The sequence below is a fragment of the Candidatus Rokuibacteriota bacterium genome, from assembly GCA_030647435.1.
Lineage (GTDB): Bacteria > Methylomirabilota > Methylomirabilia > Rokubacteriales > CSP1-6 > AR37.
Genome location: JAUSJX010000124.1, coordinates 1 through 16,642, shown reverse-complemented (window position 1 = coordinate 16,642; position 16,642 = coordinate 1). Strand labels below are relative to the sequence as shown.

The 16,642-nt window shown below is 67.5% G+C and carries 12 protein-coding genes; 4 read left to right on the top strand and 8 right to left on the bottom strand.

Going from position 1 to position 16,642, the window contains the following annotated elements; all coding sequences use genetic code 11:
• The first annotated feature begins 5 nt into the window (after positions 1 to 5).
• From Q7W02_21320 to hemA, 4 genes are all read left to right on the top strand, one after another.
• Positions 6 to 1,028: a 6-bladed beta-propeller gene (locus Q7W02_21320; GenBank protein ID MDO8478687.1), complete on the top strand. Its 1,023-nt coding sequence runs from the start codon at positions 6 to 8 to the stop codon at positions 1,026 to 1,028.
• A 22-nt stretch (positions 1,029 to 1,050) separates the two neighbouring features.
• Positions 1,051 to 2,799: a cytochrome c3 family protein gene (locus tag Q7W02_21315; GenBank protein ID MDO8478686.1), complete on the top strand. Its 1,749-nt coding sequence runs from the start codon at positions 1,051 to 1,053 to the stop codon at positions 2,797 to 2,799.
• 384 nt (positions 2,800 to 3,183) lie between these two features.
• Positions 3,184 to 4,989, top strand: a complete 1,806-nt coding sequence (locus Q7W02_21310; protein MDO8478685.1) for a PAS domain-containing protein — start codon at positions 3,184 to 3,186, stop codon at positions 4,987 to 4,989.
• A 305-nt stretch (positions 4,990 to 5,294) separates the two neighbouring features.
• A complete protein-coding gene (hemA, locus tag Q7W02_21305; GenBank protein ID MDO8478684.1) occupies positions 5,295 to 6,641 on the top strand; it encodes a glutamyl-tRNA reductase in 1,347 nt (448 codons plus the stop codon).
• Positions 6,642 to 7,754: 1,113 nt separating this feature from the next.
• Here hemA and Q7W02_21300 read toward each other — a convergent pair.
• From Q7W02_21300 to Q7W02_21265, 8 genes are all read right to left on the bottom strand, one after another.
• Positions 7,755 to 10,007, bottom strand: coding sequence for an MtrB/PioB family decaheme-associated outer membrane protein (locus Q7W02_21300; GenBank protein ID MDO8478683.1), 2,253 nt, complete (start codon positions 10,005 to 10,007; stop codon positions 7,755 to 7,757).
• A gap of 10 nt (positions 10,008 to 10,017) precedes the next feature.
• Positions 10,018 to 10,995, bottom strand: a complete 978-nt coding sequence (locus tag Q7W02_21295; protein MDO8478682.1) for a DmsE family decaheme c-type cytochrome — start codon at positions 10,993 to 10,995, stop codon at positions 10,018 to 10,020.
• 197 nt (positions 10,996 to 11,192) lie between these two features.
• A complete protein-coding gene (locus Q7W02_21290; GenBank protein ID MDO8478681.1) occupies positions 11,193 to 11,324 on the bottom strand; it encodes a hypothetical protein in 132 nt (43 codons plus the stop codon).
• Between the two features lie 164 nt (positions 11,325 to 11,488).
• Complete coding sequence (nrfD, locus tag Q7W02_21285) at positions 11,489 to 12,697, bottom strand: NrfD/PsrC family molybdoenzyme membrane anchor subunit (GenBank protein ID MDO8478680.1); 1,209 nt, start codon at positions 12,695 to 12,697, stop codon at positions 11,489 to 11,491.
• Positions 12,694 to 13,488 carry a 4Fe-4S dicluster domain-containing protein gene (locus Q7W02_21280; GenBank protein MDO8478679.1) on the bottom strand — a complete coding sequence of 265 codons (795 nt, stop codon included), beginning with the start codon at positions 13,486 to 13,488 and terminating at the stop codon, positions 12,694 to 12,696. The genes nrfD and Q7W02_21280 overlap by 4 nt, the downstream gene beginning before the upstream one ends.
• The gene (locus Q7W02_21275) at positions 13,485 to 14,219 is read right to left on the bottom strand and encodes a hypothetical protein (GenBank protein MDO8478678.1); all 735 of its coding nucleotides are present in this window, start codon (positions 14,217 to 14,219) and stop codon (positions 13,485 to 13,487) included. The genes Q7W02_21280 and Q7W02_21275 overlap by 4 nt, the downstream gene beginning before the upstream one ends.
• 33 nt (positions 14,220 to 14,252) lie before the next feature.
• Positions 14,253 to 14,960 (bottom strand): hypothetical protein, encoded by a 708-nt coding sequence (locus tag Q7W02_21270; GenBank protein ID MDO8478677.1) that lies wholly within the window; start codon positions 14,958 to 14,960, stop codon positions 14,253 to 14,255.
• Between the two features lie 329 nt (positions 14,961 to 15,289).
• Complete coding sequence (locus tag Q7W02_21265; protein ID MDO8478676.1) at positions 15,290 to 16,438, bottom strand: hypothetical protein; 1,149 nt, start codon at positions 16,436 to 16,438, stop codon at positions 15,290 to 15,292.
• Positions 16,439 to 16,642: the final 204 nt, after the last annotated feature.

Sequence of the window (16,642 nt, the reverse complement as noted above, 5' to 3'; positions counted from 1 at the left end):
TGCGCGTGCGCCTCCGCGTCGTCAGCGCGCTCACCCTGCTCCTCCTCGCGGGAGCCTGTGGGGTGCGCCCGCCCGCCCCACCGGTTCCGCTCGCGGAACCCCTGGTCTGGCCCAAGCCACCCGCGGAGGCGCGGATCCGATACGTGCGAAGCGTGTCGGGCCCCCAGGACGCGGGCATTCAGAGATCGTTTTTCGGACGGCTCACCGACGCTCTCTTCGGCAAGAGCGACGAGTTCCTGATCCGGCCAACCGGCGTCGCGGGGCGCGAGGATCTGCTCTATGTCGCCGATCCGGGCGCTCAGGCCCTCTGGATCTTCGACCTCGCGAATCAGAGGTTCACGAAAGTGGGCCGGCTGGGGGGGATAACGCTCGCTTCTCCGGTGGCCGTTGCCGTCGGGCCCGCCGACACGGTCTTCGTCGCGGACTCCTGGCTGAAGAAGGTCTTCCTGGTGGACCGCGAAGGCAAGCTGCTCCGGACGGCCGCCGAGGTCGGCCTCGAGCGACCAGCGGCAGTCGCCTATGACGAGGGCAGCGGCCGGCTCTATGTCGCCGACTCGGCTGGGCACCGGGTCGCCGCCTACGGCCCGGACGGCGCACAGATCCTCAGCTGGGGGAAGAGGGGGATCGGGGATGGGGAGTTCAACTATCCAACCCACGTGGCGCTGGATAGGTCGGGGACTCTTCTCGTAACCGACGCCCTCAACTTCCGCGTCCAGGCGTTTGATCGCGAGGGACGGTTCCTCTGGAAGATGGGGCGTCCCGGCGACGGCTCGGGGGACTTCGCCGGCCCAAAGGGCGTAGCGACCGACAGCCGAGGTCATCTGTACGTCGTAGACGCGCTCTTCGACGCGGTGCAGATCTTCGACCGGGACGGGGCCTTCCTGCTCGGCTTCGGGGAACGGGGGGTGCGCCCGGGACAGTTCTGGCTCCCCGGAGGGATCTTCATCAGCGGGCAGGACAAGGTCTACGTGGCCGACTCCTTCAACCAGCGGGTGCAGGTCTTCGACTTCCTCCGAGGCCCGGAGTAGGGAAGCAGACAGGGGGATCAGCGTGGGAGCCAGGAGCGACGGGGATCACCGGGAGCGTGGAACGTTCGCGCGCATCGCATGTCGCGCCGCGGGGCTCGCGCTCATGCTGGCCTGGGCGCTGCTCTCCGCGACGGCGGCGGCGGCTCAGACTCAGATCGCCCGGACGGTTCACAACCTGACTTCCTCGGGTCCGGGGACGTTCCGCGTGAGCGAGGCGGCGGGGCTCTGCGTGTTCTGCCACACCCCACACAACGCCAGCCCGACACGGGCCCTGTGGAACCGGGAGGTCTCCGGCGTCACCTACAAGCTCTACGAGAGCAGCACGCTCGAGGCGCAGCTCAGCCAGCCCACGGGCTCCTCGCGCCTCTGCCTGTCCTGTCATGACGGGACCTTGGCGCTGGGGAACCTCCGGGTCCCGCCACGGGGCAGCCGCTTTACTCTGGGACCGCTCACGGGGAGGGCCGTCCTGGGAACCGATCTCTCGGACGACCATCCGATCTCGTTCGTCTACGACAGCGCGCTGGCACTCCGTCGCGGCCAGCTCGCCGACCCGCTGACGCTGCCGCGCACCATTCGCCTGGACGACACGCGCCAGCTCCAGTGCACCTCGTGCCACGACCCACACGAGGACCGCAACCCCAAGTTCCTCCGGCTGGACAATCGGTTCGGCGCCCTCTGCACCTCCTGTCACCGGCCGCGCAACTGGACGGGCTCGACCCATTCGGTCGCAACCGCCACCTGGAACGGCACGGGTTCGAACCCCTGGCCCCCTGGGGCGTTCCCCACGGTGGGGGAGAACGCGTGCATCAACTGCCACCGCCCCCATGCCGCCGGCCACCCCCAGCGCCTGCTGGCCCAGAGCGCGGAGCCCGTCGTCTGCACCATCTGCCACAATGGCGCGGTGGCGCCCAAGAGCATCGAGGCGGAGTTCCTCAAGCCGTTCCGCCACCCCATTGACAGTAGCGAGTGGACCCACGACCCCAAGGAGGAGCCGGCCGTGATGCCGCGGCACGTCGCGTGCGTGGACTGCCACAACCCCCACGCCGTGACTCCCGCGCCGGCGACGGCTCCCACGGCCACGGGCCGAACCCGGGGCTCCCGCGGGGTGTCCATCCAGGGCGCCCGCGTTGATGAGGTGAGCTTCGAGTACGAGGTTTGCCTCAAGTGCCACGGGGTCAATGAATCGACGACGCCGGGCATCCTGCGCCGCGACGCCGTCCGCAACGTCAGGTTGAAAATCAACCCGGCAAACCCCTCGTACCATCCGGTCGCAGCACAAGGGAAGAACACGACCATCGTCGGCCTCGAGCCGGGCTACACGCCGTCGAGCTTCATCTACTGCACCGACTGCCACAACAACGACGAGTGGACGCCGCAAGGGACGCGTCCTCGCGGGCCCCACGGCTCGCGGTACGAGCCCATTCTCGAGCGCGAGTTCCAGGCGGGAGATCCCGCCGCCGAGTCACCCGCGAGCTACGCGCTCTGCTACAAGTGCCACAACCGGTCGACGCTGATCGACGGCTCGGGGCGCTTCCCTCACAAGAAGCACGTTGTCGAGAAGAATGCGTCCTGCGCCGTGTGCCACGACATCCACGGCTCCCGCCAGAACATCCGCCTGATCAACTTCATGCTCCGCACGAAGACCGGGAGCACCGTGGTCACGGCGAGCAGCAGCGGGCGGTTGGAGTTCGTCCCGGATCTCGCCCGTCCCGGCCGGGGCAGCTGCTACCTCAAGTGTCACGGCGAGGAGCACAACCCTCGCAGCTACTGATCCCCTCGCGGACCCGCCGTCCCCTGGTGCCTTGTGTCTGCGGGGAGATCTGGTGAGTCTTCCCCAGGCGTGGGCGAAAGTCACCGGTCGTTGGGACGCTTCTCGGGGCGACGCGGCAGAGAAAGGCTTTGACAGAGCGTGGTTCCTACGCGGGCGCCGCTGTGGCACAGTATGCGCATGAGATGGTTGCTCTTGGGGTGAGCCGAAGAGCGAGCCTCGGCGCCGGGCGAGAGATGCTCCAGGAGAGGGTGGGAGGGCCTGTGAACGGACAGATCGGTTGGCGCCCCGCGGCGTCCCAGCCCAAGCGAGCCGTGATATGACGGCCGTCAACTCTTCGCGCCTCCACGCCGGCCTGGCGGCCGAGGTACTGCGAATGAGGCGGTCATGAGCTTGCGCCCCGGCCGCTTTCAGGGCTTCCTGCTGCTGAGCGCGGTACTGATCGCCGCCGTGGGCATCACGGCCGGCGTGATCGTGGGGGCTTTTTTCGAGCGCCACCTGCTGGGGGAGGAGGAAACCAGGACGGCCGAGATCGTCCGGAGCCAGGCTCGACAGCATCTAAGCGCCCGAGACCTTAACCTCGTGGCAGGCGACCCCGCGGAGCGGGATCGGAACTTTCGGGTGTTCCTCGAGGGGCTGCCCGGAGTCTTCCGAATCAAGGCCTACGACACGACGGGGCGGATCGTGTGGTCCAATGAGTCTCGGCTCATCGGCATGAGCTTCCCGGACGACACCTTTCTCCAGAACGCCCTGAGCGGTCGGGTCACGACGGTGCTGGGGACACCCAGCCGCGAGGAGCACGTTTTCGAGCGGAGTCACCGGTACATCGCCGAGGCGTACGTGCCCGTTGAGTTCCAGGGGTCTGCCGGCGTGGCCGGGGTGCTTGAGACGTACAAGGACATGACGGCCACCATGATGGATGTGCAGCGCACCCAGCGGATCATCTGGGCCGTCGCCGGCGGGATCGGGCTCTTCCTCTACGGGGCCCTGGGACTCCTCGCCTGGAACTCCTCGGCCGGGGAGCGCCGGGCGATAAGCCGGCTGGAGCGCCAGAACCGGGAGCTCACGTTACTCCAGCAGTTCGCCCAGTCCATGCTCCGCCCGGTTGACCTTGGGCAGGTGGCGGCCGCTGTGGTGGAGAGCGCCGGCGCCGGCCTCGGGTTCTCGAGAGCCGCGCTGTATCGGGTCGAGGGGAACGAGGGCCTGACCCTGCTGGCCGAGTACCCACCTGGCTCCTCGGGGGCGGCGCCGGCCGCCGACCTCGTGGCCGACGCCCTGGCGGCGCGGGCACCGCTCCTGCGCGCCGGCACGGTCGCCGTCGCCCTGTTCACCCCAAAGGGATCGGCCCATCTGTTTGCCGGCGAGCGGTCGCAGTCGGGAGCGGATCCGGGCCCTGCGGCGATCCGACCGCTCGAGATCATGCTCCAGGAAGCCTCGATTGCGCTTGGCAACGCGGAGCTGTTCACCGAGATCCGAGAGGCCCACGAGCGACTGGCGGCCATCATGGCGAGCGTCACTGACCAGATGGTGATCCTGGACCGGGAGATGCGCGTGGTCTGGGCCAACTCGGCCACCGCCGCGGAGGTGGGCGGGAGCGCAGTCGGGCTCGCGTGCTTCGAGCTGATGGGCGGCACGCCCGAGACGTGCCGGGGGTGCCCGGCGGTCCGCACGTTCCACTCAGGCACGGTGGCACGGGGCATGCGCGCGCGGACCTGCCCGGACGGGAAGACCAAGTACCTGGACCTCATCACCGCCCCGCTCCGCGATGCCTCCGGGCGGGTCCACCAGGTCCTCGAGGTGGCGCGCGACATCACGGATATGGTCGAGATGGAGGAGCGCCTCAAGCAGGCGAACCAAGCCCTCGTCGACGCTCAGGTCCAGCTGGTGGAGCAGGAGCGCCTGGCCGCCGTGGGGCAGCTTGTGGTCGGGCTGCACCACGCGATCCTGAACCCCCTCACTGGGATCCTGGGGATTCTGCAGGTGCTCAAGGCCGAAACGGCCGGCAAGCCCGAGCAGGCCACGGCCATCGCCGAGGCTGAGGGCGAGATTCGGAAGATCGAGCGCCTCGTCAGGCGGCTGCCCGATCTGCAGCGCACCAACGGGACGCCGTACGTGGGCCGCCTGACCATGCTGGATCTTGAGCGCCTGTGGGCAGACCAGGCCGCGGGGCGCGGAGGCGGGGAGCGCGGATAAGCCGCGCATTGTTCTCGATCGCGCAATCGCTCTGCAACCTCTGGTCCGGGCTGCCCCACGCCATCCTGACTGGCGGCATGAGCAATTCGAGGCATCGCCAGGACGGCTCCACCCGCACCCAGGCCTGAGCCGGCTCTCGCTGCACCGCGTACTCTTCCCCGATTCCGGGGAAAATTCCCCAGCCCGGCCCGCAGTGATCCGTTAGACACAGGACACGCGCCCCGATTTCGCGCGACCTTAGCGGGAACCCTCAGGCGTGCCCTGACCGGCGTGGGCTGGCATGTCGCTTGCGGTCCCCCTTGGCGATGACAGCGATACTGGTGGCGGGCATCAGTTACCGCTCGGCTCCAGTAGCGCTGCGCGAGCAGTTGGCATTCGCGCCGGGGGAGATTTCCGCTGTGCTCCCCGGCTGCCTGGCACGGACCCAAGTGGACGAGGCCATGCTCCTCTCCACTTGCAACCGCGTGGAGCTCTACGCCGTCGGGGAGCGTTCGGGCCTCGTAGAGGCCTTCGACTGGCTCTGCCAGCAGCGTGGCGTGATGCCGGCAAGGCTGCGAGGGCTCGTCGACGTCAAGGCCGACCGCGACGCCGTCCTCCATTGCTTCCGGGTAGCCGCAAGCCTGGATTCGATGATCGTCGGCGAGCCGCAGATCCTGGGACAGGTCAAGGACGCCTTCGAACTGGCCCGCCGAGCGGGCACCGTGGGCCCCCTGCTCCACCGGCTGCTGAGCCAGGCCTTTGCCGTTGCAAAGCGGGTCCGGACCGAGACTGCGGTTGCAAAGCACGCAGTGTCGATCCCGTCCGGAGCCGTCGAGTTGGCGGGGAAGATTTTCGGCCGGCTCGAGGGCCGCGCCGCGCTCCTCATCGGCGCGGGGGACATGGGTGAGCTGGCCGCGCGACACCTGGTGCGTCAGGGGATTTCCTCCCTCCACGTCACAAACCGGACCTGGGCGCGGGCCGTTGAACTGTCACGCTTGCTCTCGGGCACTCCGGTGCCGTTCGGCCGTTGGCCCGAGGAGCTGGCTCACGTGGACATTGTGATCACCTCGGCCCGCTCGTCCCAGCCCCTCGTCACCGTGGACGGGATCCGGGGAGATCTCTCCCGGCGAAGGGCCCGCCCCATCTTCTTCATCGACATCGCGGTACCCCGGAACGTCGAGCCCGGCGTGGCACAGCTCGAGAACGTCTTCTGCTACGACGTCGACGACCTGCAGCGCGTCGTGGCCTCGAATCTCGAAGAGCGGCAGCGCGAAGCCGCTCGGGCCGAGTTCCTGATCATGGGCGAGGTGGACAGATTCCTCACCTCCCTCAGGGACCTCGACGTCGTCCCGGCCATCGTCGCGTTGCGCCGCCAAGTGGAAGCCATGAGCCGCACCGACCTGGAGCGCGCGCTCCGGGAACTGCCACACGCCTCACGCGAGACTCACGAGGCGTTCGAGACCCTGGTGGCCGGCATCGTGAACAAGATTCTGCATCCCCCCACGGTCAAACTCCGTGAGGCCGCCGGTGCCGGTGGCGGGCGGGAATGGGCGGAGGCAGTCTCGCAGCTCTTCGCTCTATCGCCGGCCGCCGTACCCGGGCGCGCGGCTCGGCGGACGGATCGCGCGGACGGGCCGAACGGATCCGGGCCCATCACGGTAGCCGCCCGGTGACAACCCTCCGAGCTGGAATCGCTCGCCCTTGATGGTCCCGGCCACTCCCCGGCGCGCCATGGAGGCAGCAATGACTCACTTCCTTAGGCGTCTCGATCGATCGCACCACACTGGACCGAAGCGCGGTCGGCCCTCGGCATGGCGATCGCGGACGTTCATTGTTAGAGGGTTTCTCCGCCTCGCCGGCACGTACCTGATCGCCGGCGCGGGACTGATTGTCGTCGCGGGCCTTGTGGCGGCCGTGAGAGCCGACGAGCCACTCTTCGTCCTCTTCGCGCTGCCGATCGCGCCGGTCTGGCTCGGCGCCGGACTCCTCATAATCACGTCGCTGGTGAGTGAAGCGAGCTGGGATGGAGACAATCTCTACCTGTCCCTCGCCTTCGAGACACGGGTAGTCAACTGGCGTGAAATACTCCGGGTCAGGGCGGTGACCGTTCATGTGTGGCCGATCCCCGGCGGGACCGTCTTCATGTTGCTGAAGTACAGGCGTCCCGTCAGGGGGCAAGGCAAGTCGGCATGGGCGCTCCTGGCCCTGTCCGACGAACTATTGTCTTCCTGGCCCAGCCCTCACGGTGGCGCACCCTCGTCCCGTCGCAATCCCGAGCAGCGATAGCGACTCGGCGTTCACCCGCTCGGGGTTCGACCGAGGGCGGACTGAGGCCTGACGCTCGCCTTCGCCCCGGTGACGCGAGCAATTCCGGCTGTCAAGCTGGGGCCCGCAGGGGAGGCCGCATGTCGCCCGCCCGCATCGCGCGGCGAGGGAGCCGAGGGAACAGCGTTTGTCCGTCCTTCTATGCGCCCACAAGGCGATGCGCCCATCCGGTCCACTCGCGAAGGCGCCGTCACCCGCGCGGACCAGCGGCTTGATCGAGGGCTTCGTCGCCGATCAACCTGGACCCCGTCAACGCGCTCCGCCCCGGGCGGCTTCTGGTGCTCTCCCGCATCACAATGGTTCTCGACATGGCCCTCATCTGCCCGGAGGTATTGTCAAGAGTTGTGGCCCGGGCTGAGCGCCGCGGCGCCAGGATTTCGAGACAGCAGGGGCGAGAGCGAAAGGAAACAGCGCGACGGGATCGTCGAATGATTCTCGACGATCCCGCCCGGCCGCAGAGGCTACTTGAAGCTGTAGGCGAGCGTCAGGCCCAGGATATGGGCGTCGTAGTTCCTGGCGTCGTTGCCGAGCCAGATCGAGCCCGTGGTGCCGGCCAGTTGCGGAATGAATGGCGTCAGGTCGTCGGTGCGCCAGTCGTTCTTCCTGAACTGCTCGAAGGTGTAGAAGAGCGAGGCCGTCCACGATTTCGAGAAGTGGTAGCGGAGCGCGGTGGTGAACATGACGAGCAGATCGTCGGCCGCCGGCATCCGTTTCGGCAGCAAGCCGGGAACGGCGAGGACCGCGCCCGGAAGGGTGGCGCTCGTCAGGCGCGTTTCTCGGGTTCCGGACGACGTCGAGTAGTTCGCGCCGAAGGTCCAGTCGAGCACGTTCGGGATCAGCGCCGCCTTGCCCTCGACATGGAAGGTGTCGACGGTGTCCTTCATGTTCGTGATCCAGTCAGAGTTGATGCTTGAGGGATTGTCAAAACCCCCGGCGCCACGGTTCTTCAGATTCCGGTCGTCCACCTCGTGCACGTAGCCGGCCGAGAACGAGAGGCGCTCGGACGGACTCCAGCCGAAGTCGATCCCCGCCGACCAGCTCGTTTCCCACAGCAGGCCGAACGCGGAACGGAGGTAGTCGTCGTAGCGATAGCTGGCCACGGGCGTCACCGAGAGGGTGTCGAGCAGCGTGAACTGGAGCAGGAGATCCACGCGGTGACGATCACGCTCGGCCTCGTCGACCTTGCGGAACAGGAACCCGTTCACGGGGGCCACCTTCCAGCGGCTGTAGTCGGAGTCCCGCCGGAACGACGGCTTGTAGGTGAGCCGGGCCATGAGCCAGTCGAACGGCGTGGCGTCGATCGCCGCCTTGGCGAAGTATTCGTCGCTCTCCCGGACCTCGCGGTGCGGGCCCCGGTTCCAGCGCTCCCAGCCGGCGCCGATCGTCATGGCCACGGGTTGGGCGATCTGGTACCGCGCGTCGACGTCCGCGTTGTGGCGCGCGAAGCTCTGCCGTTTGGCGACTTCGACACCGCGAGAGGGGCTGAGGACGCCGCCGACGACGGTCGCGCGGTCGGAGACGACCTCAGCCGGGAAGGAGATCTGATCGCTATCGTCAACGAGGTCGTACAGGCGGTACTTGGCCGAGAGCGTCAGCGGAAGCGGGAGCGGGCGAGAGGTCGCCTGGAGGTTGAGGTTGAAGGTCTGCACGTTACCGTTCAGGCTCTGCTGCGGCAACCTGAGGTCCACATCCCCGGCGATCGTGGGGTTGATCGTGTGCGGGAGGAAGTCCGCGTTCTGGAGCGCGAGGCTGTAGATCAAGCTGCCGGTGATACGGGTCCGAAGCGGCAGGCTCACGCCACCGGCGATATTGAAGGTGTGCGCCATGTTGCTCGGCGGGAGGGAACTCTGGCCGCTCTGGGGCACCACACTGTTCACCGCGGTGCGCGACTCGCTGGCCGAGCAGCCGAAGGCGACGCTCCCGCCCACGGGGGCCTGGAAGCAGGGGTTGTCGAACCTCATCCGGCTTAGGTCGTTCTGGTAGACCGACAGGGTGTAGCCGAACTGGAGCTGCCACGTCTCGCGCGCGAGCGTCCCGCCCAGGCGGAAGTCATGGACGGTCTCCTCGATGGGCTGGAGCAACTCCAGGAAGTTGCTGCCCGGCGAGCCGAACGACATGCCGAACGGCCGGTCGCCTTCCTTCCGGATTCTCGTGTACTTGGCGTTGAGCTCCAGGTCCGGTGTCGGCGTCAGCGTGAAATGGAGGCGGGCGGTGTCCCAGCGGACGGAGACGTCGTGGAGCTCCCGCGAGGTGGCCTGGCCGTTGAAGTCGCTCAGGCTCGTGATTGTCGGGGCCGCCCATACCCCGCGCGAAATCTCGTGCAAGAGCGTGCGGGAAGTCGTCGAGAAGGTGTGCGGGGTCTGGTCCCAGTCGAACTGGAACCGCCAGAGGCCGGTGCGCCCGGCGCCCAGCGAGAACTCCTGGTCCTCCCGCCCCCACTTGGATCCGAGGAACTCGCCTGAGTAGCTCCCGTCGGGGGTGAAGAGCCTCAACTCGAGCTGCCGGAGGAAGGGCCCCGCCTCGATGTCGCGGTACTCCTCGAATTTGCCCCTCTCCTTGTTCTTGGGGCCATCGGTCAAGAAGACCTGGCCTCCCGCCTCGACGCTGCCTTCGACGTTCATCCCGGCGAATTGAGTCTGGGCCGGCGCGCTTCCCGCCGCGCCCAGAACCAGGAGGGCTGAGAGGAAACACGGCGTTGTCCGGGTCAGTATCATCCCTGGCCTCCTAGCGCTCGAAGACGCGGCCGGACGGATGGTTGGAGCCGTGGATAAGGGCATGGCAGTTCGTGCATTGATGGCCCATCACGAACTTGAGCGATGCCGTGTCACCGCGACCGTACATGTTGCTCGGGTGGCCGCTTCCCGGGGAATGGCACTGCTGGCAGAGCCGCGGCTTGGCGGCCTTCAGCATCCTCTCCCAGTTCGAGCCGTGCGGGTCGTGGCAGTTCACGCAGCTCTCCTGGACCGGCGCGTGGTTCCAGAGGAACGGTCCGCGCTTCTCCGCGTGGCAGGTATAGCAGGTCTCGTTGACCCCCTGCTCCTTGAGGAGGGTTTGAGTGACCGTCCCGTGCGGGTTGTGGCACGAGGTGCAGGTCATCTTGCCCTCGCGGACCGGCATGTGCGAGGACCGCATTGTCTGCGCCCGCTTCTGCAGGTGGCACGTGCCGCAGGTCTCGATCTCGGTCGCCTTCGCGAGCTGCGCCTTGGACGAGACCTGTTCCATGATCTTGTGGCAGTTGGTGCACGCGACGTCGCGCGACTCGTGGGCGCTTCCCTGCCAGAAGAGCCGAGCGCCCTTGGTGTGGCAGCCCAGGCACACCTGGTTGCGCTTCTCCACGGGGGTCTTGTCGTTCTTCGCGAAGGTGATCAGCCCACCCTTGCCCTTGCCGCCGCCCGCGTCCACGTGCGCCTTGCCGGGGCCGTGGCAGGTCTCGCAGGCGTTGGCCTCCTTGGGACTCCGCGCCTGGAGGAGGAAAAGGCGCCCCATCTTGGTCTTGGAGAACTTGCTGAACGCCTCGTCGTGACAGGCCTTGCAAACCTCCGCGCCGACATAGTTGCCGTCCGCGGGTGCGGCCGCGGCGGCGGCCGGCTGTGCCGGCTGCTGGGCACGGGAGGAGAAAGGAAGGCCGAGGACGATCCCGGCGCAGACCACCGCCGCCGCCGAGGCGATCCCCGCGAACAGCCGCCAACGCCTACCGGTCATCGCGTGACTCCTCTCTCCTGCTGGTACATGAGGCCGACGTCTGCCGGCCAGCGGCGGAGGTGTCCTTCGTCAGCGGACACTATGCGTCACGGGCGCGGGATAATCCAATAGGCTTTTTGCATCATTTTGCCAATGCCCAGCCTGGCGCCCCCCGGCCAGCGCGGCCGCCTGGGGCGTTTCCACGGGCTCCTCTGGGCTTACCTGATCGCCGTGGCGATGATCAGCCGGATCAGGACGAGTCCGACGGCCAGCGACTCGAGGGCCCTTGACGGCCGCTCGTGCCCGAGGCGCCCGATCGCCTCGAGGCACTCGAGCAAACCGCTGGACATCCTCATCCGCTCCACGGCGGCCCCCTCTCGGACGGCGCGCTGCGCCCTTCCGCCAGCAGGGGGCAACGGGGATGCCAAAACCTTAGGTGTGCCTATGTACCTGATTGGGCGGGCCCCGCCCCATCAGGGTGGCGCCGCCCCATGAGGCGTAGCCCGCGCCGGCCTCACGCGGGCCCGGGCGCCTCGTCCACAAGCCGCTTCGTCGGCAGCACGCGGATCAGCACCGCCAGAATCACGAACGGCAGCGCGAGGAGCACTATCGCGGCGAGAAAGCCCTCGATGCCCATGACCTCCATCTTGTATGCCATCAGCCCCCTGAAGCTCTTCGAGAAGAGCTGCCCGCCGATCACGACGTTCCAGCGCGTGCTGAAAATGCCCAGCTGGATCAGGATGACCGCCGTGAAGTACAGCAGCTTCCGGCCGTCCTCGTTGAGCTTCCGCCACTTCGCGACGACCAGGATGCCCAGCGGGATGAACATGCCGATCAGGATCTGCAGCACGAACAGGCTCATGAACAGCTTGTGCGTGATGAGCTTGCCCAGGATCTTCACCGACTCCTCGCTCTCGTAGAGGCGGTGGATGAAGTCGAGCGCCTCGAGGGAGAAGTCCACGATCACGGCGTAGAACAGATACGAGGTGACCGTGTCGAGGCAGCGCATGTCGACGGGCTCCTTCCGGATCGCGGCCAGCATCATGTAAAGGAAGATGACGAGCGCGATCCCGGAGACGATGGCCGACATGAGGAACACGATCGGCATCAGCACGCTGCTCCACCAGGGGTTCGCCTTCACCGATCCGAAGATGAAGCCCACGTAGCCGTGGAGCAGGAAGGCCGACGGGATCCCGACGATGGTGATGGCCCGGATGGCCTTACGGTCGAACGCCAGCGCCGCCTCGCTGGTGTCGGTCGAGAACAGCGAGAGCGCGCGGTGGATCCACCGCATCAGCCCCCGCTCCCGCCCCGCCATGACGATGAGATCCCGCCGGTACTCGAACCAGACCTCGAGCAGCAGGACGCCCATGAGGTACCACGCATACACGAACCCGAACATGGCCATCGCGGAGGTCACGTTCGGGGTGAGCAGAATCTCGTAGAATAGCTCGGGGCGGCCGAGGTGCAGGAGGAGGGGCAGGGGCGCCACCAGCAGAAAGGCGAGCGCCGTGAGCAGGGCCAGCCGGTATGTCGGCTGAACATCCTTGACGTTGAAGACCTTCACGAGAGACGCCAGGATGAAGGCCCCCGCGACGAGGCCCGTGATGTAGGGATACACCACGATCAGAATCGACCAGTGGATCTCGATCTCGTTGGGATAGATGAATCCGGTGATCTGCTCCAGCAGCTCGGACAGGCCCTCCGTCATCTCCGCGCTCATCGCACTTCTCCGTCGAGCTGGGCGTAGTACACCTTGGGCTCGGTGTTGAGCGACGGCTTGAGGACGTGGATCTTGTTCATCCGCGCGAAGCGCACGAGGCGGCTCGCCTTGCTCTTGAGGTCGCCGAAGATGCGCGCCTGGGTCGGGCAGACCTCGACGCAGGCCGGCAGCAGCCCCTGGCGCACCCGGTGGTAGCAGAAGCTGCACTTGTCTGCCGTCTTGGTCCGCGGGTCGAGATACCTGGCCCCGTACGGACACGCCTGGATGCAGTACCGGCACCCGATGCACCGCTTGGAGTCGATGAGCACCACTCCGTCCTCCGTCGCGAATGTCGCGCCGACCGGGCACACCTGGACGCACGGGGGATGCACGCAGTGGTTGCAGAGCTTGGGCACGAAGAACGTCCGCAGCACGTCAGAGTCCTCCTGCGCCGTCTCCTTCGAGGCCTTGCTCTTGACGCTGATGCTTTCCACGACCACGTCGCCGTCCTTCTTGATCACGTAGCGCTCGATCCACGTGCGGAAGAAGAACGGCTCCCGCGGCACGTCGTTTTCCGCCTTGCACGCCTCGACGCACCGGTTGCAGCCGATGCACTTGTCGATCTCGATGCCCATGCCGTAGTAGTGGGCCTTCGGGTCGTACGCCTTGGGCCCTGGCTTGGGAGCGGCGCCCGCGGTTCCCGTCTGCGCGGGGGCCGTCTCTTTGGCGTCCAGCTCCCCGGCCAGGGCGCCCAGCACACCGCCCGCAGGGAAGAACAGAATGAGGCCCTTCAAGAAGTCGCGCTTGTTCATCCCCGTCCCTCCGGCAGGTGCGGATAGTGGCATTGCCAGCACAGATAGGGCGTGCCGTGAGTCGTGACGTCGATCTTCGGCGGATCCTTCTGCGGAGAGTCCTTCCCGTGGCACTTGGCGCAGAACTCCCGGGTCTGCGGCTTGGACGGCAGCGCGGTCCTGGGCGCTTTCTTGTGCTGCTCGGATACCGTGTGGCACGTCGTGCAGACCAGGAGCGCGTGGCTGGACACCGCCTTCGTCCGCTCGATCTGCGCGTGGCAGGCTGAGCAGGCCCGGGGTGTCTGGGGCGGTGTCGGATCGTGGGGGTTATGGCACGCGATACACGGCTTGAGGGGATTGTGGACCGTCGGATTGATCTGCGGAAAGCCCGTCGGCCTCGAGGCGTCATAGGCATGGCAGACCGGGCAGAACTTGCGATCGCGCGGCGCGGGCGGCTTCACGGCCATGGGATCCTCGGTGTGCTGCGTCGCGGGCCCGTGACACCCCTCGCACGAGAGATTCCTGTGAAAGCTCCTGTTCTTCTTGATGCCCTCGGCTTCGTGGCACCCCTGGCAGATCTCCGATCCGGCAAACTTCACGGGCTTGGCGAGCTCCCGTTGGACGGTGGAAGAGCGGTGCAGGTCGGTCGAGACGAGCGAGCGAGGGATCGCGTAGAACCGCGTCACCAGGACGCCGGCGATGATGACCGCGACCACGACCGCGAGCCGTTTGACCTGCTCAGGAATCCTCATGTGCGACCTCCGTGGTCCCCCGGCGCCTGGGCATCACTGGCTCGGCGCAGCCTGTCTCCGACGCTGGGGTGTTGTCGCAGCCGCGTGTTTGAGGAAGCCGACGAGGTTTCCCATCTCGTCGCCCGAAAAGCGCGGGTACGGGATCCCCTTCTTCAAGGCCATCGCCACCATGCCCGGCGTATGCGCCCACATCGCCGCCGCCCACGCTGAGGCCGATTCATAGTCGGCGCGCGGCTCGGCGAGATCGGGCTCGACCCGCCCCCCTTCCCGCGCCAGGCTGTGGCACTTGAGGCATCCCTTCCGGAGCAACAGGAGGTGTCCCTTGAAAAAGTCCGGCGCTGGGTCACGAGCCGCATCGGCCTGCAGATACGACATGAGATCGGCCATCTCGCCGACATCGATCTGCGGCCACGTGGAGCCGCCCTCGGCGAGGGCCGCGAGCATGCCGGGCACGTGGTTCCAGAGCCTGCCGGCCAGTTCCATCCCCCCCTGGGGCCTCCGAAGCTCCTCGAGCGCCGGCCCGGGTCGCGAGGCCCCCCGGGGCAGATGGCAGCGGGCACACTGCTTGTCCGCGAAGACCGCGCGGCCTTTCTCCGGATCTCCCGGATCCGCGGCGGCCGCGCCGGCGGCGGCGAGGGCGGCCGTGCACGCGCCGATCAGGAGCAGCGTGAGGCGTCGCCTCACGCCGGTCCGGGAATAACCTGTTCCTTCGCAGCCGACGCGGCGCGGAGTGAGTGCCATGGCCCTATCTCCGGTGGGACTGAAATCACGGTTGGCATCGGTGGAGCGCCGCGCGAAAGAGAGAGCCTGCAGCGGCCTCTGCCGCACACTCATGCCCGGGGTCCGAACAAACGAAACCATTAGGCAACGGTGAGGCAAGCGGGGTGCCAGCGCCGCCCGCGCGCAGAACCAGAGCATTCAGAGGATGGATCTAGGGAGAACGTCCTACGAAGGGCCCGACAACACCCTCACGCAGTGGGGTCGGCTTGCCACACCGGGGCCGCGAGGCCACACCAGGATCCAGGGTCGCGGCGGGCCGGCGGCGCCCCGGACCTGGCGCGAAGGCTGAGCTACCGCTGGGCGGAGCGGGCCAGGGCTTCCTCGGCCTTCTTGCGCGCGAGCTGCAGAAGGGCCTCGGCAGCCGGGGGGTTGTGGACACCGCGCGCCTTCTGGACCAAGGCCAGGGCCTCGCGTGCCTCCCTGACGAGGGCGTCGGCGTCGGAGTCCGGGCGTCCGGCGCGGCGGTGGCGCGCGAGCGCGGCGTCGGCGCGCTTGAGCGCGTCCCGCGCCGCCGTCGCCTCCTTGTCGAGCCCGATCGTCCACTCCGACATGAAGCTCGTGTAGGCACGGTCGTGGCAGCCGACGCACTTCTCGCCCACCGCCTGGCGCGAGTGTTTCCTTGACCAGTCGTGGCAGCCGGTGCAGGCGACGGCGTTCACCATCGCGTTCGGCTCGAGCTTGATTAGGTCGGTCTTCTCCTGCCCCCGGTAGAAGGCGCTCTGGGGGCGGTGGCAGGATTCGCAGCGCTCGTTCTGGGGGCTGTGGTGGCACGAGCTGCAGGTGGCCGGCGTGGCCGTGACCGCCTTGTGGGCCTCGGCCGAGTGGCAGGCGGTGCACGTCGCGCCGAACTCGGTGACGTGACGGACATGGGGAATCTTCTGCTTCCGGAACGACACCGTCTCGAGCTGCTTCACCCCGGCCTGCTCGTGGCAGAGGACAGCGCAGTATCCGCCCCGGACCAGCGTGTCATCCCCCTTCACGGGCGGCCGGCCGAGCAGGCCGAGCGCTTCTTCGAGCCAGCTGTTGGACAGCTTGAGCAGGTCGGCGGCGTAGAAGACATTGTGGATACCCTTCCCGAAGGTGACGAACTCCATGTTGAATTCGGCGTCGCCGGCCAGTGCCTTGGCGCGAGCGTGCTTCGGGTTCTTCGGGTCGGCGTTGATGAGCGCCGTGCGGGCGGCCTCAAGCTTCGGCACGACGACCTCGCGCATCTTGACCAGGGTGTCGATCCATCGCTGGAGCATGCCGCGGTACTTTTCGCTGTGGCAGTTGACGCAGGCCTGCTCTGTGGGCCTGAAGGTCTGCCCCGCGATCTTGGCGACAGCCCCTTCCCGCTTTGGCAAGGTGTGGCAGGCGACACACTCGACGCGAACCTGGAACATGTGGCTCGGGATCATGGGCGTGCCGCGCCCGCCCATGCCGACGTACATGAGGGCCACGCCCTGATGGGTCGCCTCGTGGCAGTTGCGGCACTCCAGCTCTCCCGAGCGGTGGGGCGCGCCGGGGTGCACGACACCAGGGTGAGACATACGGATGGGCAGCGGTATGGTATGGTTGTCTTACGGCCGTAATGGCCGTAAGGAGGGTGCTATGGCCAATGCCGCCGTCGTTCCGGCCCGGGTGCGCACGCTCGCCACCCAGGT